This is a genomic window from Sneathiella sp. (genome assembly GCF_029233945.1).
Lineage (GTDB): Bacteria > Pseudomonadota > Alphaproteobacteria > Sneathiellales > Sneathiellaceae > Sneathiella.
Map to the genome: position 1 here is coordinate 1 of NZ_JARGOQ010000002.1, position 17762 is coordinate 17762.

A 17762-nucleotide genomic window follows, 5' to 3' on the forward strand; every position below is an offset into this window, starting at 1 on the left:
CACTGCTGCCTCCCGTAGGAGTCTGGACCGTGTCTCAGTTCCAGTGTGGCTGATCTTCCTCTCAGAACAGCTAAGGATCGTCGGCTTGGTGAGCCATTACCTCACCAACTACCTAATCCTACGCGGGCTCCTCTTCTGGCGATAAATCTTTAATCCGTAGATATCATACGGTATTAGCGTCCGTTTCCAGACGTTATCCCGTACCAAAAGGCAAATTCCCACGCGTTACTCACCCGTGCGCCACTCTCCACCCCCCGAAAGGGGCTTCTCGTTCGACTTGCATGTGTTAGGCCTGCCGCCAGCGTTCGTTCTGAGCCAGGATCAAACTCTCAAGTTTGATTTAGAATTAACTTCTTCCCGTCACAACGTTATGTACCAACCCAATCCTAAAACCAGATCAGTACGCTGAACTTAAACCTTGATGCCAATCCAGAACCTAAATCCTAAACCAGCACCAATCTCAAGATACCCGCTGCAACAAAAAGTCGTCATTCAACAACCCCGCCGCCCAGGCATCCCTTCTCATCATCTCAACAATGTCAAAAAAACAAACCTCACCCGGAAATTCCGGACAAAAAAACGCCGCCGAACTCATCCTGACCTTCATCAGGCGTATCCGACTGCGTCGTTGCCCATCTTATATAGATATCAGCGCAACGGCGTCAACAGGTAATTTTACAAAAATATGAAGGCTGGATTATAACTTTAATACGACCTTAATACAACTCTTATCTAATAGACGCCGACACAGATCAAGAACGGCACCAAAGGGCGAATGCAAATGCCCTTCGCCATGAGTATGGAGTTAGTAAGATATATCTGTTAAGGCATAAAACAAGTAATAACAACGACACACAAGGTGGTACGATTATGTCACGGCCGGAAATCGGATTGGCATTGGGTAGCGGCGTTGCGCGCGGCATGGCTCATATTGGCGTTCTTCGTCGACTGGAAAAGGAAGGGTTCAAGCCCGATTATATCTGCGGCACCTCTATCGGCGCGCTTATTGGTGGCATGTATCTCGCGGGCAAACTTGACGAGCTGGAAGCCTGGGCACGTGACCTTGGTAAATCCGGTCTTTTCCGCCTTCTCGACATCCGCCTCACAGGCGGCGGGCTGATTTCAGGCGCGAAATTATTCACCCTCCTCGAAGATACCATCGGGGATACCAAGATAGAAGACTTGCCGGTTCCCTTTGCTGCCGTTACGACCGAGCTTGGCACCGGTCATGAGATATGGATTCGCAAAGGAAACCTGGCGAAAGCAATAACCGCATCCTACGCGCTTCCCGGATTATTCTCTCCCCAGAAGATTGATGGCCGCTGGCTTATCGACGGCGCCCTCACAAATCCGGTTCCGGTATCCGTCTGCCGGGCCCTCGGCGCACGGCTGGTCATTGCTGTAAACCTGAACGCGGATGTTTTCGGAATGACCAATATAGGTGAAAGCGAATCCGATTTCGTTGTCGATGATAATGGCAACAAAACGAGACTGTTTCACTCCCGCTCGCCGCTCAACCTGATGAAACACCGGTTTTTTGACAAATCCAGCTCCGAACCGAGCATTTTCGGCGTCATGATGTCATCGCTGAATATTGTTCAGGATCGCCTTAGCCGGTCCCGGCTTGCCGGCGATCCGCCCGATATTACCATCGCACCCAGACTGGCTCAGCACGGATTGCTGGAATTTGACAAGGCGGCGGAGATGATCACTGAGGGTGAAGCAGCGACAGAACGCTCCCTCTCATTCCTGAAGCATGCCATGGATGTTCTTGCTTAGTCTTATCCGGTCGCAATATAGTCACGAAGCGCCGCGGCTTCCCGCTCGACCTCGTCCATCCGGCTTTTCACGACGTCACCGATCGAGATAAAACCCGCAAGCTTTCCATCTTCCAGCACGGGCAAATGGCGGATGCGTTTCTCCGTCATCAACGCCATGACATTATCAATCGTTTCGGAAGGGCTGGTCGTCACAAGATCAGATGTCATCAGATCGCTCGCCAGCAGTTTGAGGCAGCCATCTCCGCTTTCTGAAAGGCTTCGGACAATATCCCGCTCTGATAGTACACCGCACAGCTTTCCGAACTTATCCACCACTAAAACAGCGCCAATCCGTTTTTCCCCTAGAATATTCGAAACAGCCGCGATGTTGTCTGAGGGAACCACTGTGATGACATCATTTCCCTTGACCTTCAGAATACCTGCAACATTCATGGGGATCCTCCTTCTAGCATGCCTGCGCCGCCATTGAGACATTTACTTTCATAAAGTCTAATTTACCAGATAGGCCACGCCAACACAAATATTACCACAAAGAAAGAAGTACTTACGGCATCTCATAAGGACTGTCGTCCTCATCACCACCGCTTTCTTCTCGTTGGGGCGGCGCAATAACGATTGTCACCTCTCCCTTGATTTTCTGCTCGAAGAACTGCTCCGTCAGGTCCGCAAGCTGGCCGCGGTGAATTTTCTCGAACTTCTTGGTAAGCTCAATGCAGACTGCTGCCGGACGATCGCCAAGCACTTCATGGGCAATCTTCAATATCTTGCCGACCCGAAAGGGGGATTCGAAAAAAACGATGGCAGTCGGCACATCGGCAAAGGCGTTGAATAATTTTCGCTGTCGCCCCGGGCGGCGCGGCAGGAATCCGAGGAAGGAAAAGGCGGGCGCCGGAATCCCCGAAACGGTGAGCGCCGTAATCACAGCACTCGGGCCCGGCAGGGATATAACCTCATAGCCAGCCTCGATAACGGCGGCGGCGGCACGCTGCCCAGGGTCACTCACCCCCGGGGCTCCGGCATCGGACGTCAACCCAACGGATTTCCCGTCCCGAAGAAGCGAGAGGATACGTCCCACCGCGCGATCCTCATTATGAGCATGGCAGGCAAAGATTATGGATGGACTCTCAAGAGAATGACGCTCAAAAATTTTCCGGGTATGGCGGGTGTCCTCACACGCCAGAGCGTCAACCGATTGCAATATCCGCATCGCGCGCAGCGATATGTCCTCAAGATTTCCAATCGGCGTAGGAATGAGGTAAAGGGCGGGCCCAATCTCTTCAGTATCTGTCATAGCTGAAGGACTAACCATATTCTGAAGATCGGCGCAACGACATGCTGCCCGATTATCTCGATATGACCGAGAATATCTGCTCGCGAAGCCATTTGTTCGCCGCTGTTTGATCCGCGGAAATATGCCAATAGAGTTGCAGTTCGAGATTCGGCGCCTCAAACGGCAAAGGAAACGTTCGGCAATTGTACATTCGTGTCAACTGCAACGGGGCGGTTAGCGCAAGATTAGTCTGTTCAATCATGTGAAAAGCGGGCTGGTAATGCTGAAGCCGCACGGCAATACGCCGTGAAACGCCGACTTTTCCTAGCTCGATATCCACAATGCCGCCTCCGCGCGGGCGAGAGGAAACGAGGATATGCGTCATGTCGAGATAGTCTTCGAGGGTTAGCAGGGCCTTATCTGCCAGCGGATGTTGCCGCCCGACAACACATACCTGCTGATCGCTCATCAGCTTGCCGTGGATAAGCTGGGTATTCGCAAGCAATGGGATATCAACCGCAAAATCGATTTCGCCAAGAGACAGCCGCCTCGATATCGAGCGCCGGGGGATGTGGAATACCTGGATCGTCATAAGAGGCGCAAGCTGACGCAGCTTCGCGACAAGCCGGGGCAAAAGGATCGTCTCCCCGATATCGCCAATTGCCAAACGGATCACCTTGTCGCTTGCATGCGGATCGAAGTCTTCCTCAGCACTGATTCCGGCCTGCAGAAGACGGAGGGCCTGACGAACCGGGCCGATCATTTTCTGCGCCATCGGTGTCGGGTTCATCCGCTTACCCGCATGGACAAAGAGCGGATCATCCAATCGGTCGCGCAGACGCGCCAACGCGTTGCTGACCGCGGGTTGCGTCACATTCAAGGTGCGGGCGGCAAGCGTCAGGTTGCCATGCGTATAGATCGCCTCAAATGTCAGGAAGAGATTAAGATCGATATGGCGAAGATTCATCCCAATAGTATAACATATATGAATAGTAATTTATCATATAAATAAATTTTAATGATTTCTATATTAAGACTATCTTGCCCTCAGAAACATACTGAATTCAAGAGGGATCAGAGAAATGAACTTTAACTTTACGGAGAAAGTCGACGATCTGGCGAGCCGCGTCGAAGGCTTTATGAATGCCCACGTCTATGCCGCGGAGAAGGAATATCACGACTATGTCGAGGCGTCCGATAATCGCTGGGTTATTCCGCCGGTGATGGAGGAATTGAAGAAGAAAGCGAAGGCAGAAGGGTTGTGGAACCTCTTTCTGGCGGAGTTCGAAGATTACGGCGCGGGCCTGAGCAACCTTGAGTATGCGCCCCTGTCCGAAATCATGGGCCGGTCGATGATCGGGTCCGAGGTTTTTAACTGCAGCGCCCCCGATACAGGCAACATGGAAGTGATTGCCCGCTATGGTACGCAAGCCCAGCGCGACGAATGGCTGGTCCCGCTCCTGAACGGGGAGATTCGCTCCGCCTTCGCCATGACGGAACCAGCCGTGGCTTCCTCCGATGCGACCAATATACAATGCACAATCGACAAACAGGGCGATGAATATGTCATTAACGGGCGTAAATGGTGGACATCCGGCGCGCCTGACCCACGCTGCAAAATCATGATTGTCATGGGGAAGACCGATGTAAATGCACCGCGTCATCAGCAGCAATCACAAATTCTCGTGCCTGTGGATACCAAAGGCGTCACGATTGTCCGGTCGCTTAAAGTCTTTGGATCAGACGATGCGCCCCATGGCCATGCGGAGGTATTGTTTGAGAATGTCCGCGTGCCCGCCTCCAACATTGTTGGAGGAGAAGGCGAAGGTTTCGCAATTGCACAGGGTCGGCTGGGACCGGGCCGTATTCATCACTGCATGCGGCTGATCGGCTGCGCCCAGCGAGCGATTGAACTGATGTGCGTACGGGCCGAGAATCGGGTTGCCTTTGGCAAGAAGCTAAGTGAACAGGGTTCCGTCCGGGAAGATATCGCCAAATCCATCTGCGAGGTGGAGCAAGCCCGCCTCCTCACCCTGAAGGCGGCGGCACGCATGGATGAAGTGTCCTATAAAGAGGCGCGTGACCTCATTGCCATGATCAAGATCGTTGCCCCGACCATGGCGCAAACGGTTATCGACCGGGCCATTCAGGTCCATGGCGCCATGGGGCTTAGCCAGGACACTTTCCTTGCCGAAGCCTTTGCCTACGCCCGCACCGTCAGGCTGGCTGATGGGCCGGACCAGGTGCATATGTCCTCCCTCGGCAAACAGATCGTAGGACGCTATGCCGCATAAAGGACAAGAAACACCCCAACAGGCGGAGGGCTTTGCAAAGCCCTCCGCCTTTTTACCTCTTTTGCCGTTCGTGCAAAGCTATGGAGTGAAAATACTGGACGAAATACCGGGACAGATTGTCATCGAGGCACCGTTTCAGAAGGCTCTTTCGACACCGCCAGACCTCTTCCCGGCGTCATTCGTCGGCACGGTTGGAGATATTGCCGCCGTCAGCGCCTGCACGTCCCTGCTTCCCGCTGGATGGGCATGTGCCACGCTTGACTTTACGGTAAAGATGACCGGGCAGGCGCGAGGTGAGAAACTTATCGCCCGCGGCCGCGTCCTCCAGAATGGACGCACTCTCTCCGTTGGTGCCGCGGATATTTACTCCGTCGCGAAAGGCGAAGAACGGCTCTGCGGCACAGTGCTGGCCTCTACCCGAAATTTCAAAATTTAACGGATGTCAGGAGGCCGGACGGCGACGAACCAGATAACGCTGCTCCCCCTCCAGAACCAGTTCACGACGCTGGTTATGAATAGTGGAGCGTACCGTGACCACACCTGTTGATTTCTGCTCCTTGAGGTCTGTGATGACCAGTTCCGGATAAACGGTGTCGCCATAATACACGGGACCCAGGAACTTTGATGACTGATCAATAAAGGCGATCAGAGATTCGCCGATTACATGTGGAAATATCCCGGCGCCAGATGCGGTCTGTATCAAGACCTGGAACCCATGCGCCAGCAATTCCGGATGCCCCTGCTTTTTACAATACTCAACATCATAATGAATCGGGTGATTATCACCGGACGCCGCCTGAAAGGCAGAAAAATTGGCATCTCGCAGCGTGCGCGACGGAATGTAAAATCGCTGCCCGACAGACAAGTCCTCAAAGTAGCTTGCCTCGCCAAATTTGTGGCTCTCTGGGTTAAATTGATTGTCTGACATTCCTCGCCTCACTTGTTTATCAAGTCTTCTTTGTTATGGCATTTGTTTAGCATTGCCACTGCGCTATAGTTAAGGGACATACCATCGCAACGCAAGGAACTATTCATGAAGGGCGACACATCAATTATCAAGCATCTCAACGTCATTCTTAAGAATGAATTGACGGCCATTAATCAGTATTTCCTGCATGCTCGCATGCTTGAAGACTGGGGCCTCAAAGAACTGGGCGAGAAAGAGTATGACGAATCCATCGATGAGATGAAGCATGCAGACAAGCTTATCAAGCGGATACTCTTTCTGGAAGGGCTTCCCAACCTGCAGGACCTTGGCAAGCTCATGATAGGCGAAGATGTCAAGGAAATCATCGAGTGCGACCTCAAGATGGAGCATGTCGGTCATGTCGATTTAAAAGCAGCTATCAAGGATTGCGAAAGCACACAGGATTATGTTTCCCGTGATTTGCTGGCCGATATCCTGGAATCCGAAGAGGAGCATATTGATTGGCTGGAAACCCAGCTTGGCTTAATCGAGAAGATGGGCCTCCAGAACTACATCCAGTCGCAGACGTCTTAAAAAATTGACCCTTTAGTATCCGATTCCCGCCTTATAAACTCCCCTTGCCATTGACAACTAATTGCACATCGCTTATTTATTAGGAATGATTGTCATTTTTAATATTAATAAGTTGTGAAATGTATATTTGCCTTTGTAACGGATTGACGGACCGAGACATTAAAAGCGCCGTCGCCTCTGGCGCGCAGCGCATCGCAAATGTCTATGAAACGCTGGGGGCTGCCCCGCAATGCGCGAAATGCACATCCAATATCCGCGATATCATTCGGGAAACAGCGGGCAACAGCTCACCAATCACCGTTCGGCGCTGATCCAGCACCCTCAACTCATCATTTTTACGTACCGGAAATTTGAAGAAATTACCCCCACCCGTTAGGGTGAGGGAAAATTCAGTCTAAATGGCCTTATTATTGATTTCAGCCTTGGCCTGGGCATACTGTTCTTTTAAGCGATCAACATATTCTTCAACGCTTGGCACATCGCTTACGCTGCCAATACCTTGCCCGGAACCCCAAATGTCCTTCCAGGCTTTTGACTTACCGGTACCACCGCTGCCAAAATTCATCCGGCTTTTATCGGCACCCGGTAAATTCTCCGGATCGAGACCCGCCTTCACCACACTAGGACGCAAGTAGTTCCCGTGAACGCCGGTAAAGGTGCTTGTATAGAGAATATCCTCACCGGTACTCTCCACGATCATATTCTTATAGTCGTCTACCGCATTCGCTTCCTTGGTCGCGATAAAGGCACTTCCCATATAAGCAAGGTCTGCCCCCATCGCCTGAGCCGACAGGATTGAACGTCCATTTGCAATCGCGCCGGAAAGCGCAATCGGCCCATCAAAGAACTGCCGCACTTCGGAAACCAGCGCAAAAGGACTTAACCTTCCCGCATGTCCGCCGGCGCCGGCACACACCAGGATCAACCCATCGACACCCGCTTCCAGCGCTTTTTGTGCATGGCGGATAGTTGTCACATCATGCAGAATAATTCCGCCGTAAGAATGTATCGCCTCAACAATCTCATTCGGAGCCCGGAGGCTCGTGATGATAATCGGGACTTCATGCTTTACACAGAGAGCCACATCTTCTTCCAGCCGGGAGTTTGACGCATGGACAATCTGATTGACCGCAAAGGGCGCCACCTTCTTATCAGGATTTGCCGCTGCATAGTCGGCAAGTTCCGACTTGATCTGATGAAGCCACTCGTCAAGCTGCGAAATCGGCCGTGCATTAAGTGCCGGGAATGATCCAACGATGCCCTGCTTGCACTGAGCAATTACCAACTCCGGCCCGGATACGATGAACATCGGTGATGCAATAACTGGGAGAGAAAGACTCCCTTCCAGAACGGCCGGCATTGTCATTGACGGGATGACTCCTGATTACTGGAATAATTTAGTCAGGCCTGGATCTTGCGCCCAGTTACCTGACTTTAGATGGTTGAGCTAAGTCTGGATCTTGCGCCCAGTTACCCGACCTTGTAATTGTTTAGCCAAGCTTGGATCTTCCGCCCAGTTACCCGGCTTGGCCAGTTTTGTAGCAGGCTTTTTCAAAGATGACAAATTGTCATTATTGACAAAATTTCATTTTTTTATTTCGCACCTGCAGCATTATTGCGAAAAATCATTCAAAAACAAAATATTATTACTTTCGGGTGCATCTAAAAAAAATTCAGTGCCGTCGATGTCACTCCGTATTTTAACTCAAAATGAAGTCTCGGCGCTCCGATTCACTGATTTTGATTCTCTTTTTGCCCTCATCATCCACCTCGTAAAACCCAAATTAACCCTGCCTGTTTTTTCCTATTAAGCGGGAAAATTTGCCGTTTGCCTTGCCTCATAGAAATTCCATCCCTTCCCCGTCACGTAAAAAGGCAAGGGATTACAAGTGTTTTCCCTTTGATCCGGTGTTTGGCATAAAGGCTGCATACAAGAGAACAGGCAAATTTTTATGGAGACTATTCGTGCTGCAAGCTGAAATGAACACACAATCTATTGCAAACAGATTCGAAAAGCGCGGCGCTTTTCGCGTATCGAACCCTGTCCTCAGTGTCGAGATTGAGGGTGCGCGATTTTCAACGGAAAACTGGTCACTCGACGGGATGCTCCTGAACGGCATCGCAAATCATGTCGCGCTGGACCAACCTGTCGAAGGAATTATCGGCCCGATTGGATCACCCGAGATTTGCCGTTTTGGTGGACGCGTCGTGCGGATCGATGAAAGAGGCATGACCACGGCGATAGAACTGGATGAGAAAAGCGCCGATGTTGCGGCTTTGCTGCCACTTTGGGTATTGAAATACGGCGCGCGTTAATCCATTTCGGCATGCCCGCGCTTGACAATTCGGACGCGTGATCACTAAGGTCGTTTTGTAATGCCGGTTAACAGGCATTCCTTGACCATCCTGATGGGAGAGACCGGGCATTCCGGCGCCGAAGGAGCAACCGCCCCGGAAACTCTCAGGCACATGTACCGTCAGGAAAGAGGGCTCTGGAGAGCATGCCGAGGCCATCGCCGAACGCATCACCGAAGAGGTAAGCCGGAAACAGTTCGGCGTAATCTTTCAGGTACCGGGACAGAGGGGGCATCTATTGAACGCGTTGGTGGGATTTCACCAGAGTGAGAAAGGGTGCCTGAATGACAAAAATCTCAAAATCCGGCCTTGGCAATGTGACCCCCGTCGTGCCGTCGAAACCGGCCATTCAACCCGACCCGACCTCCCAGCTTGATATCAATATCAGCGTCACTGATCTTTATACAATCGGCATCGGTCCATCGAGTTCACACACCGTGGGTCCCATGCGGGCGGCCAAGCGGTTTGTCGACCGGCTGGCGACAGAGAATTTGCTTGAAACGACCGATCGTCTTCTGGTCGAGCTTTATGGCTCCCTCGCCCTTACCGGCTCTGGCCATGCGACGGATATCGCCATTCTTCTTGGACTAAGTGGGGAGCGCCCCTCCTCCGTTGATCCAGAAAAAGTTCAGCCGCTTGTCGATGCTATTCGGGGAAACGGGAAGATTTCACTTAACGGGCGTCATGAAATTCCTTTTTTTGAAGACCAGAGCCTTCTTTTTTTGAAAGACCAACTCCTGCCCGAGCATTCCAACGGCATGCGCTTTTACGCTTATGATGCCGAAGGCACTCAACTCTTCTGTCGGGACTATTTTTCTGTTGGGGGTGGATATGTTGTCTCCCACAACGAAGGCGACAGGGCAGAAACAAAGGGCCATAACATTACCCTCCCCTATCCCTTTACCTCCGCGCAGGAGCTTCTTGAAATGGGGAAGGAAAGCGGCCTCAGTATTGCGGAGATGATGCTCGCCAATGAAAGCAGCTGGCGCAATGAGGAGGAAACCTTCACTTTCCTTGATGACGTTAACGACGCCATGATCAGCTGCATCAAGAGGGGTTGCGAAGGGGAAGGCATCCTGCCGGGCGGCCTTAAAGTAAAACGGCGAGCAAACGCCTTATATCGGGACTTGATGGAAAATCCGGAGCGGGCGTCCCGCGATCCGCTGACCGTCCTCGACTGGGTTAATCTCTATGCCCTTGCCGTAAATGAGGAGAATGCGGCGGGCGGGCGGGTCGTGACCGCACCCACCAACGGCGCTGCCGGCGTTATCCCTGCTGTCCTCAAATATTATCAGCGCTTCTGCCCCGGCGTCACCAAGGAAGGGACGCGCAATTTCCTGCTCACTGCGGCGGCAATTGGCGCCATATATAAGAAACGCGCGTCAATCTCCGCCGCCGAGATGGGGTGCCAGGGGGAAGTGGGCGTTGCCTGCTCCATGGCGGCCGGTGCCCTCACAGCCGTTCTGGGAGGCACAAACGAACAGGTGGAGAATGCCGCCGAGATCGGCATGGAACATAATCTTGGCTTAACCTGCGATCCCATCGGCGGGCTTGTGCAGATCCCCTGCATCGAACGCAATACGATGGGCGCGATGAAGGCGATCAATGCCTGTCGCCTCGCGCTGTCCGGCGATGGCACACATGTGGTGTCTCTTGATGAGGTGATTGAGACAATGCGCCAGACCGGTGTCGACATGCTCAGCAAATATAAGGAAACCTCGCAGGGCGGGCTCGCCGTAAACGTCGTGGAATGTTAGCAGCTCAGTCTTCGCGCGTCAGCATCTTCTGGATATGAAGCGGCAGGGCAAAGGCCGCAAGATGTACTTCCGGTGTATAGTAGTCCGTCGCAATCCCGGCTTCGACATAACGTTCGACAAGGCGGGAGAGACTCACTTTTCGATGATCCTGCTCATCCGTCGCCCAACCATAGGCCATCACTCCCCCGACATAGCTTGGGATTGCCGCTAGATAAAAGCTGACATCCTTGAATAGATTGCTGAGCCGGTCATAGCTTGTCCGGAGTTCACTTTCCTGCACAAAGGGCACACCATTTTGCGTAATAATGATACCGCCCGACGAGAGACAGCCTTTACAGTCCGCATAGAATTCCTGCGTATAGAGCACTTCCCCCGGTCCGTGCGGATCAGTACTGTCGATGATGATCACATCCCATTTTTCATCGGTCTCCTGCACGAACTTGCATCCATCGGCGATGATCAGATTAAGCCGGGGATCGTCAAAAGCCCCACCGGAAACCGACGGCATATATTTCTTGCTGAGTTCAACAACAGTCCGGTCGATATCCACCATAGTAACGGCAATATTCTTGTATTTCATCAACTGCCGCGCCGCGCCGCCATCGCCGCCGCCTATAATAAGGGCGCGGCTCACTTTGCCATGAGCCAGAACCGGGACATGCACGAACATCTCATGATAGATAAACTCGTCCTTCTCCGTCGTTTGCACGGCGCCATCGAGGGACATGACACGCCCGAACTGGCTGTTCTCGAAAATCATGAGATCCTGCAGATCCGTCTTCTCGCGATAGACGACCTTCTCCACATTCAGTGCCAGATTGACGCCCGAATGTAACCCCTCATCAAAGAGTTCCATCAACTGACGATACCCCGCTTGATTTCGTTGAGCTGGAGGGTTTCAGGCTTGAAGGCTTCCCGCAAGATCGGGATAGCCTTGTAAGGATCGGTCTTGCCGCACATGAAGATATCAAGTGCCATGAAGCCGCGCTCCGGCCAGCTGTGAAAGCTGATGTGACTCTCGGCCAGAACAGCAACCCCGGAAAGACCGTCAGGCTCAAACGCATGAATATGAAAATGCAGCAAAGTCGCACCGGCTGCATCAATCGCACGGCGCAGCGTTTCCTCGATCAGCACCGGATCGTTGAAACCTTCGCCCTTCCAGAGATCGACAATCAGATGGGTGCCAGCGAAGGTCAGCCCATCCTTATGAACGAAATAATCGAGACGATCTTCTTCCGTCGCAGCCGCTGCAATTGCCATGTTCTCATCCTTGAGCATATTTCCCGCGAATGCTCCCTCAGTGCCATACCATAAAAGGTGCCGCCTTATCGCCGAGACGGCCTGCAAGTGCAAGAGAAAAGTGGCGACTTCGCTTGTGTTCCAGGCACCAGTCAACGCAAGATGGAGCGGATCGAACGCACGCTATCAGCAGGTCGCCAAAATGCCCGAGAAAAATGTCGAACTATTTAGTTTTAAATTCAGTGTTTATGCCCGAATAGCCAGGATTGTTTTGCTGGAGAAGGGAATCGCGTTTGAAACGCAAGAAATCAATCCGTTCGCCGAAGATGCCCCGGCCAGTTATCTCGATATTCATCCCTTTATGCGCGTGCCTGCCATTCGCCATGACGATTTCACTCTTTATGAGACCAGCGCGATAACAACGTATCTGGATGAAGCATTTGAAGGACCTTCACTACAGCCCGAGACACCCGCAGAGCGTGCCAGAATGCGGCAGGTCATGGCCATCATTGATAGCTATGGATACTGGCCGCTTGTTCGCAAGGTTTTTTCAGAGAGGGTTTTCAGCCCCGCGTTCGGGGAGGAGACAGATAAGGCTATCCTGAGCGAGGGGCTTGAAGAAAGCGCACCTGTACTTGCCGCCCTTGAAAAACTGCTGAGCGATAAAGGATATATCGCGGCCGCAAGCTACTCACTTGCCGATGCACATATAATTCCGATGATCGATTACTTCCTGATGGCGCCGGAGGGAGCAGTCTTGTTCAAGAATTATCCAAAGCTTGTACGATGGTGGGATCGCGTAAAAGAGAGACAAAGCACAATTTCAACACGACCGCATTTGCCTACCTAGCGAGAACCTGTCGCGCTACTGAAGATGCACATACTCATAGTCGACCGGCTTGCTATTGATGCCGCGATCTGGCGCAGCGATCCAGCCCGCCATCTTGCCGGGCTCCGTCACCTGCTGCATCAGGCTATGGATATAAACGCGGTCACTTTCAGACGGCAGAAATTCATCGTGGCGGCGAACAAACTCTTCCGCCGAAATAAAGGCCCCTTTCGGGTCGGTGACAACATCCCCCCAGAATCCTATTTTTCTGCGAAACCGGCTTGACGGCAGTTCAATCTCAAAATCAAAGCCCGCTTTCTTTATCAGGCGATTCCAACGAGTTACCCCGACCATGCAGTCCTTGATATAGGCCGTGCGCACCTGATCGTTGATGGCGCTACGAACCGTAATCTCCTCTGTTTGCACACCACCGCTACCATCGGGCTTTTCTATCTGCAAAGAGGTTTCCCGTTCAACATGATCCTCAAACACCCGTTCATCGGGGCGCCCCTTGATACCATTCGCGAAGCTAATCGCCGCGTTAGAGGAAATTTCCGCACCGAACAGATCCATGCAGGAGGAGAACCAGAAATTCACGAAGCGCTGCAACGTCGGCAGATCGATGACGCCCGCTTTGCGCAACGTCGCCGGATCGTCAGTCTTGAGTTCCGTCATAACCTCTAGCGTGCGCTTGATGATCCGGGTGATGCCGGTTTCCCCAACATACATATGATGCGCCTCCTCCGTCAGCATGAACTGACAGGTGCGCGCGAGCGGATCGAACGAGGATTCGGCAAGACATTTAAGCTGATATTTCCCGTCACGATCGGTGAAATAGGTAAACATGAAGAAAGAAAGCCACTCGCTGATCGGCTCGTTAAAGGTGCCGAGAATGCGCGGGTTATCCTCGCTGCCCGAATGGCGCATCAAAAGATCTTCCGCCTCCTCCCGGCCATCGCGGCCGAAATAGGCATGGAGCAGATACACCATTGCCCAGAGATGCCGCCCCTCCTCCACATTGACCTGAAACAGGTTCCGCAAATCAAAGAGCGACGGGCATGTCTGCCCGAGGAGGCGTTGCTGCTCGACGGAAGCTGGCTCCGTATCCCCTTGTGTTACGATAAGTCGGCGAAGGATCGAACGGTACTCGCCCGGCACCTGCTGCCACACTGGCTTGCCAAAGTCATCGCCAAACCCGATGGTGCGATCCTTCTCCTGATCGGCGAGGAAAATGCCCCAGCGATAGTCCGGCATCTTCACCGCACCGAATGTTGCCCAGCCCTTGGCGTCAACGGACGTTGCCGTGCGAAGATAGACATCGCTCGTCTGGAACCCTTCCGGCCCCAGTTTCTGCCACCAGTCGAGGAAGCGCGGCTGCCAATGCTCCAGCGCGCGCTGTAAACGGCGGTCATTGCCAAGGTCGACATTATTCGGGATAAGTTCCTGATAATTGATCGCCATCCTACACTCTCCTTTTATCGAATTCTGCTTTGGTGCCGCTGCCAAATAATTTAAGCGCGCCCTTTTCGCCAACGGCATTGGGCCGATTGAAGATCCAGTTCTGCCAGGCCGACAGTCGCCCGAAAATCTTCGTTGCCGGGGTTTCCGCGCCGCCAAAACGCAAATTCGCTTCAAGCCCGGTCAGCGCGTCCGGCGACAGGCTGGAACGTTCCTCTATCAGCAGCCGGATTTCATCCTCCCAATCGATATCATCGGGGATGAAAGTGACAAGGCCCTTTTCCTCCGCCTCTATCGCATCGATCTCTATGCCAGTTTGCTGCTTCAGGATATTGAGGGCCGCCTCATCCTCGTAAAAACGCCGGGCAAGCCGCGTTATTCCGTTCACTGCCTCATAAGCGCCGAAATTCATCTCGCTTAAGGCGATATGTGGTGGGTTGCCGTCTTCTTCTGCGATATCCAGCATATAGATCCGGTCTGCGGCGAGAGCGAGCTCATAAAGAGTGCCCGCAAAGCAAGCCCCTTCATCAATAAGAGCGAACAGACTCCGGGAGGAAACATCAAGGCGCGCAAGGGTCCGACGGAGCATACCAATCACTTCCCGGACAAACCAGTCATCCTGATGCTCCGCGAGAACGGCATCGGTCTTCAATACTGCGTCAATTTGCCCGCGCGTTTTAAGAAGGAATGTACCGATCTCCTCATTATTCGTACGCAACATCAAAATCGCATCGTCAAGCTCCCGTGCCATGGCAAATGGCCACCAGTTTGCGCCAGCCGCATGAATATCGGCGAGCTTTTCCGGCTGCTCGGCATCGGGGGAGGATATAGTAAGTGTCGCGACACCCACCTCGTCATCAAGCGTGGCATCGACATAGCGATAGTGATAACCGCTTTCATCAATTCGGCGATCGAGCGGCGTCAATTCAATCCCCGCCGCCTGCTCCGGCCGCGGGCTATTTGCCGCGAGTTCTTTCGCGCGTGCCTTTACCCTGTCGTCAAAATTATTTCGCGGCACGACTTCATCGACCAATCGCCATTTCTTTGCACGCCGACCGCGCACACCGTCCGGATTGGTGCAAAAAACATCAGCGAGATCATGCCGCACTTTGCGCTTGTCCGTGAGGCGGGTCAGGCCGCCGGTGCCCGGCAATACCCCTAGAAGCGGCACTTCCGGTAGGCTCACCGCGCTGGAGCGGTCATCAATCAGGAATATTTCATCACAAGCAAGCGCAAGTTCATATCCCCCGCCAGCAGTCGTGCCATTACAGGCGGCCAGAAATTTTATCCCGGAAAAACGGCTCGAATCCTCGATGCCATTGCGGGTCTCATTGGTGAATTTGCAGAAATTGACCTTCCAGCCATGGGAAGACGTACCGAGCATATAGATATTGGCACCCGCACAGAACATCTTCTCCAGCCCACTTGTAACGATGACGGTACGCACCGTTGGATATTCAAAACGGATCCGCTGCAACGCATCGTTCAGTTCGATATCCACCCCAAGGTCATAGGAATTGAGCTTAAGCTGATATCCGGGCACCAGCCCACCATCTTCATCAACGGCCAATGTCAGAGTGGCAATGTCATCATCAACAGAAAGCTGCCAATGGCGATAATCATTGGGAAGTCTGTCAAAGGTGATCATGGGGTCGCCATCCAAGGTAGCCTAAGGAAAAATAATACACTACATGCACTTTAGTGCATGTCAAGCATTTTGCGACTTATCAACCCGCCAGAAGATCAGTCGTCACACGCTCCAGATTGAGAATACTTTCCTCAACTTCTTTATCGGAGGTATCGCAACTTGCGTCCGCACGTCGATAGAGCGGCTCCCTTGCCGCAAGTATTTGCTTCAGGTCAGCCATTGCCTCCCGGCTGTTCGCCATGGGCCGCATATCCCCTTGGGCAATGACCCTCGCCATATGCTCCTCTGGGCGTGCCTGCAGCCAGATGACGTGGGTTCTGCTTAACAGAAGAGAGAGAGTTTGTTCATCGACAACAATGCTGCCTCCCGTCGCGATAACAACATTGTCCTGTCGGGTGACAATATCCGTCAGACAGCGCCGCTCCCATCTGCGAAAAGAAGGCTGGCCTGCCAGCGCGAAGATTTCATCAAGGCTTGCTCCGAATTCCTTTTCAACAACCTTGTTCAACTCGATAAAACGAAACCCAAGCTTTTCTGCGAGAAGCGGGCCAAGCGTTGATTTTCCGGCACCACGAAGACCGACCAGAGATATGCGTCGACCCTTTGCGGCCTCTTCCGATTTAACCAGATGCTGTTGGGCAACGGCGATGACGGCTGCAATCTGTTCCGGCGGCAACCGTCTTGCCAGCCTGTAAAGCTCGCGCATTTCTGCGCTGGACTCCGCACCAACCAACACGAGATCAACAAGAGACGTATCCATGGCCTCGGCAATCTGCCGCAGAACAAGCATGGACGCATTCCCCTCCCCCGTCTCCAGCTTGGCGAGGTACCGCTCCGACACGCCGGAATCACGCGCAAGGATTTTGCGGGTCATTCCTCGCTGCGCCCTCAAGGCGCGGACATTGGCACCAAGGGCCAACAGAAAGCCCTCCGCCTGATTATCCTCTCTCCGGTCGGCTTCAATAGTGGCCTTGTTCATGTCACAACTCACTGCTGATTGAACTTTATCCGCTGGACAAAATGCATTATATTTCCTATTCCGTCTTTTGAGTAGTTCTTTTTGGAGAAAAAAATATTGGCAGAGCAGATAACAATTCTTGTCAGCACCATGACCGGAACAGCCGAGCTTGTCGCCGAAGAAATTGCCGACGCCCTAGCCGCCAAGGGCGAGGAAGCGGAAATCCTGATGATGGATGATCTGGATACCGACATCTTAAGCATCAGCTCCGCCTATATTATCTGCACGTCAACTTACGGTCAGGGGGATATTCCGGACAATGGGCAGGCCTTTGTCGACAACCTCTCTATTGCAGCACCCGACCTTTCCGGCATCAAATACGGTGTCTTCGCGCTTGGGGACCTGACCTACAATCAAACATTCTGTAATGCCGGAAACCTGTTCGATGCAGCATTTACAAAATATGGCGCTGTCCGGGTCGGGGAGATCATGCGCCACGACGCCTCCTCAGGTGAGTTGCCGGAAGACCAGGCCGGGGAATGGGCGGAAGAATGGCTTGAACGACTGAAAGCAGCATAATTAGCCATACGGGAGAAGCTTGCCGTTAAGGCAAGAGTGAGAATACATTTGAGGCGACGATAAACTGCAAAGGCGCGCATAATTAAAAGAGGA

Annotated in this window: 19 protein-coding genes, 1 rRNA gene and 2 riboswitches; of the genes, 9 read left to right on the forward strand and 11 right to left on the reverse strand. The window is 52.7% G+C overall.

The genetic code is table 11. The annotated features are described in order from the left end of the window. A 16S ribosomal RNA gene (locus P1U71_RS01345) occupies positions 1-337 on the reverse strand; the annotation flags it as partial. 533 nt (positions 338-870) lie between these two features. On the opposite strand from P1U71_RS01345, the gene P1U71_RS01350 reads away from it, so the two are divergent. Continuing rightward, positions 871-1779 carry a patatin-like phospholipase family protein gene (locus tag P1U71_RS01350; protein ID WP_301103747.1) on the forward strand — a complete coding sequence of 303 codons (909 nt, stop codon included), beginning with the start codon at positions 871-873 and terminating at the stop codon, positions 1777-1779. A gap of 2 nt (positions 1780-1781) precedes the next feature. Here P1U71_RS01350 and P1U71_RS01355 read toward each other — a convergent pair whose 3' ends face one another. From P1U71_RS01355 to P1U71_RS01365, 3 genes are all read right to left on the reverse strand, one after another. Beyond that, positions 1782-2213, reverse strand: coding sequence for a CBS domain-containing protein (locus P1U71_RS01355; RefSeq protein ID WP_301103748.1), 432 nt, complete (start codon positions 2211-2213; stop codon positions 1782-1784). 112 nt (positions 2214-2325) lie between these two features. Then, complete coding sequence (gene rsmI, locus P1U71_RS01360) at positions 2326-3072, reverse strand: 16S rRNA (cytidine(1402)-2'-O)-methyltransferase (protein WP_301103749.1); 747 nt, start codon at positions 3070-3072, stop codon at positions 2326-2328. A gap of 52 nt (positions 3073-3124) precedes the next feature. Continuing rightward, complete coding sequence (locus P1U71_RS01365) at positions 3125-4018, reverse strand: LysR family transcriptional regulator (protein ID WP_301103750.1); 894 nt, start codon at positions 4016-4018, stop codon at positions 3125-3127. Between the two features lie 115 nt (positions 4019-4133). Between P1U71_RS01365 and P1U71_RS01370 the strand changes: the two genes are divergently transcribed. Next, on the forward strand, positions 4134-5345 hold the full coding sequence (locus P1U71_RS01370; RefSeq protein ID WP_301103751.1) for an acyl-CoA dehydrogenase family protein: 1212 nt from the start codon (positions 4134-4136) through the stop codon (positions 5343-5345). Then, positions 5335-5781, forward strand: a complete 447-nt coding sequence (locus P1U71_RS01375) for a PaaI family thioesterase (RefSeq protein ID WP_301103752.1) — start codon at positions 5335-5337, stop codon at positions 5779-5781. The genes P1U71_RS01370 and P1U71_RS01375 overlap by 11 nt, the downstream gene beginning before the upstream one ends. A gap of 6 nt (positions 5782-5787) precedes the next feature. On the opposite strand, the gene P1U71_RS01380 is transcribed toward P1U71_RS01375, so the two are convergent. Next, positions 5788-6273, reverse strand: coding sequence for a MaoC family dehydratase (locus tag P1U71_RS01380; protein WP_301103753.1), 486 nt, complete (start codon positions 6271-6273; stop codon positions 5788-5790). Between the two features lie 105 nt (positions 6274-6378). Between P1U71_RS01380 and bfr the strand changes: the two genes are divergently transcribed. Both bfr and P1U71_RS17950 read left to right on the forward strand, forming a co-directional pair. Further along, positions 6379-6846 carry a bacterioferritin gene (gene bfr / locus P1U71_RS01385; RefSeq protein ID WP_301103754.1) on the forward strand — a complete coding sequence of 156 codons (468 nt, stop codon included), beginning with the start codon at positions 6379-6381 and terminating at the stop codon, positions 6844-6846. Positions 6847-6965: 119 nt separating this feature from the next. Beyond that, complete coding sequence (locus P1U71_RS17950) at positions 6966-7157, forward strand: bacterioferritin-associated ferredoxin (protein WP_367281094.1); 192 nt, start codon at positions 6966-6968, stop codon at positions 7155-7157. 83 nt (positions 7158-7240) lie between these two features. Here P1U71_RS17950 and P1U71_RS01390 read toward each other — a convergent pair whose 3' ends face one another. Then, on the reverse strand, positions 7241-8212 hold the full coding sequence (locus tag P1U71_RS01390; protein ID WP_301103755.1) for a nitronate monooxygenase family protein: 972 nt from the start codon (positions 8210-8212) through the stop codon (positions 7241-7243). A 599-nt stretch (positions 8213-8811) separates the two neighbouring features. Between P1U71_RS01390 and P1U71_RS01395 the strand changes: the two genes are divergently transcribed. After that, complete coding sequence (locus P1U71_RS01395) at positions 8812-9162, forward strand: hypothetical protein (protein WP_301103756.1); 351 nt, start codon at positions 8812-8814, stop codon at positions 9160-9162. Positions 9163-9246: 84 nt separating this feature from the next. Next, positions 9247-9333: riboswitch (glycine riboswitch) on the forward strand. Between the two features lie 3 nt (positions 9334-9336). Next, positions 9337-9429: riboswitch (glycine riboswitch) on the forward strand. Positions 9430-9578: 149 nt separating this feature from the next. Then, the gene (locus P1U71_RS01400; protein ID WP_367281096.1) at positions 9579-10958 is read left to right on the forward strand and encodes an L-serine ammonia-lyase; all 1380 of its coding nucleotides are present in this window, start codon (positions 9579-9581) and stop codon (positions 10956-10958) included. A 4-nt stretch (positions 10959-10962) separates the two neighbouring features. Here P1U71_RS01400 and speE read toward each other — a convergent pair whose 3' ends face one another. Together speE and speD are read right to left on the reverse strand one after the other, a co-directional pair. Continuing rightward, entirely contained in the window at positions 10963-11814 is an 852-nt protein-coding gene (speE, locus tag P1U71_RS01405; RefSeq protein ID WP_301103758.1) for a polyamine aminopropyltransferase, read from the reverse strand. Next, complete coding sequence (gene speD, locus P1U71_RS01410) at positions 11814-12218, reverse strand: adenosylmethionine decarboxylase (RefSeq protein WP_301103759.1); 405 nt, start codon at positions 12216-12218, stop codon at positions 11814-11816. The genes speE and speD overlap by 1 nt, the downstream gene beginning before the upstream one ends. 100 nt (positions 12219-12318) lie before the next feature. Between speD and P1U71_RS01415 the strand changes: the two genes are divergently transcribed. Beyond that, on the forward strand, positions 12319-13047 hold the full coding sequence (locus tag P1U71_RS01415) for a glutathione S-transferase family protein (RefSeq protein WP_301103760.1): 729 nt from the start codon (positions 12319-12321) through the stop codon (positions 13045-13047). A 15-nt stretch (positions 13048-13062) separates the two neighbouring features. On the opposite strand, the gene boxB is transcribed toward P1U71_RS01415, so the two are convergent. From boxB to P1U71_RS01430, 3 genes are all read right to left on the reverse strand, one after another. Then, positions 13063-14487 (reverse strand): benzoyl-CoA 2,3-epoxidase subunit BoxB, encoded by a 1425-nt coding sequence (boxB, locus tag P1U71_RS01420; protein ID WP_301103761.1) that lies wholly within the window; start codon positions 14485-14487, stop codon positions 13063-13065. 1 nt (position 14488) lies between these two features. After that, positions 14489-16132 carry a 2,3-epoxybenzoyl-CoA dihydrolase gene (gene boxC, locus P1U71_RS01425; protein WP_301103762.1) on the reverse strand — a complete coding sequence of 548 codons (1644 nt, stop codon included), beginning with the start codon at positions 16130-16132 and terminating at the stop codon, positions 14489-14491. A gap of 79 nt (positions 16133-16211) precedes the next feature. Next, positions 16212-17111, reverse strand: a complete 900-nt coding sequence (locus P1U71_RS01430) for a helix-turn-helix transcriptional regulator (protein WP_301103763.1) — start codon at positions 17109-17111, stop codon at positions 16212-16214. A 96-nt stretch (positions 17112-17207) separates the two neighbouring features. On the opposite strand from P1U71_RS01430, the gene P1U71_RS01435 reads away from it, so the two are divergent. Next, positions 17208-17669 carry a flavodoxin domain-containing protein gene (locus tag P1U71_RS01435; RefSeq protein WP_301103764.1) on the forward strand — a complete coding sequence of 154 codons (462 nt, stop codon included), beginning with the start codon at positions 17208-17210 and terminating at the stop codon, positions 17667-17669. Positions 17670-17762: the final 93 nt, after the last annotated feature.

What these genes read in the sequence shown, in the direction of transcription:
- rsmI (WP_301103749.1), bottom strand. Translation starts at nt 3,072, where the DNA reads ATGACAGATACTGAAGAGATTGGGCCCGCCCTTTACCTCATTCCTACG.
- speD (WP_301103759.1), bottom strand. Translation starts at nt 12,218, where the DNA reads ATGGCAATTGCAGCGGCTGCGACGGAAGAAGATCGTCTCGATTATTTC.
- P1U71_RS17950 (WP_367281094.1), top strand. Translation starts at nt 6,966, where the DNA reads ATGTATATTTGCCTTTGTAACGGATTGACGGACCGAGACATTAAAAGC.
- boxC (WP_301103762.1), bottom strand. Translation starts at nt 16,132, where the DNA reads ATGATCACCTTTGACAGACTTCCCAATGATTATCGCCATTGGCAGCTT.
- P1U71_RS01390 (WP_301103755.1), bottom strand. Translation starts at nt 8,212, where the DNA reads ATGACAATGCCGGCCGTTCTGGAAGGGAGTCTTTCTCTCCCAGTTATT.
- boxB (WP_301103761.1), bottom strand. Translation starts at nt 14,487, where the DNA reads ATGGCGATCAATTATCAGGAACTTATCCCGAATAATGTCGACCTTGGC.
- speE (WP_301103758.1), bottom strand. Translation starts at nt 11,814, where the DNA reads ATGGAACTCTTTGATGAGGGGTTACATTCGGGCGTCAATCTGGCACTG.
- P1U71_RS01350 (WP_301103747.1), top strand. Translation starts at nt 871, where the DNA reads ATGTCACGGCCGGAAATCGGATTGGCATTGGGTAGCGGCGTTGCGCGC.
- P1U71_RS01430 (WP_301103763.1), bottom strand. Translation starts at nt 17,111, where the DNA reads ATGAACAAGGCCACTATTGAAGCCGACCGGAGAGAGGATAATCAGGCG.
- P1U71_RS01365 (WP_301103750.1), bottom strand. Translation starts at nt 4,018, where the DNA reads ATGAATCTTCGCCATATCGATCTTAATCTCTTCCTGACATTTGAGGCG.
- P1U71_RS01355 (WP_301103748.1), bottom strand. Translation starts at nt 2,213, where the DNA reads ATGAATGTTGCAGGTATTCTGAAGGTCAAGGGAAATGATGTCATCACA.
- P1U71_RS01370 (WP_301103751.1), top strand. Translation starts at nt 4,134, where the DNA reads ATGAACTTTAACTTTACGGAGAAAGTCGACGATCTGGCGAGCCGCGTC.
- P1U71_RS01380 (WP_301103753.1), bottom strand. Translation starts at nt 6,273, where the DNA reads ATGTCAGACAATCAATTTAACCCAGAGAGCCACAAATTTGGCGAGGCA.
- bfr (WP_301103754.1), top strand. Translation starts at nt 6,379, where the DNA reads ATGAAGGGCGACACATCAATTATCAAGCATCTCAACGTCATTCTTAAG.
- P1U71_RS01375 (WP_301103752.1), top strand. Translation starts at nt 5,335, where the DNA reads ATGCCGCATAAAGGACAAGAAACACCCCAACAGGCGGAGGGCTTTGCA.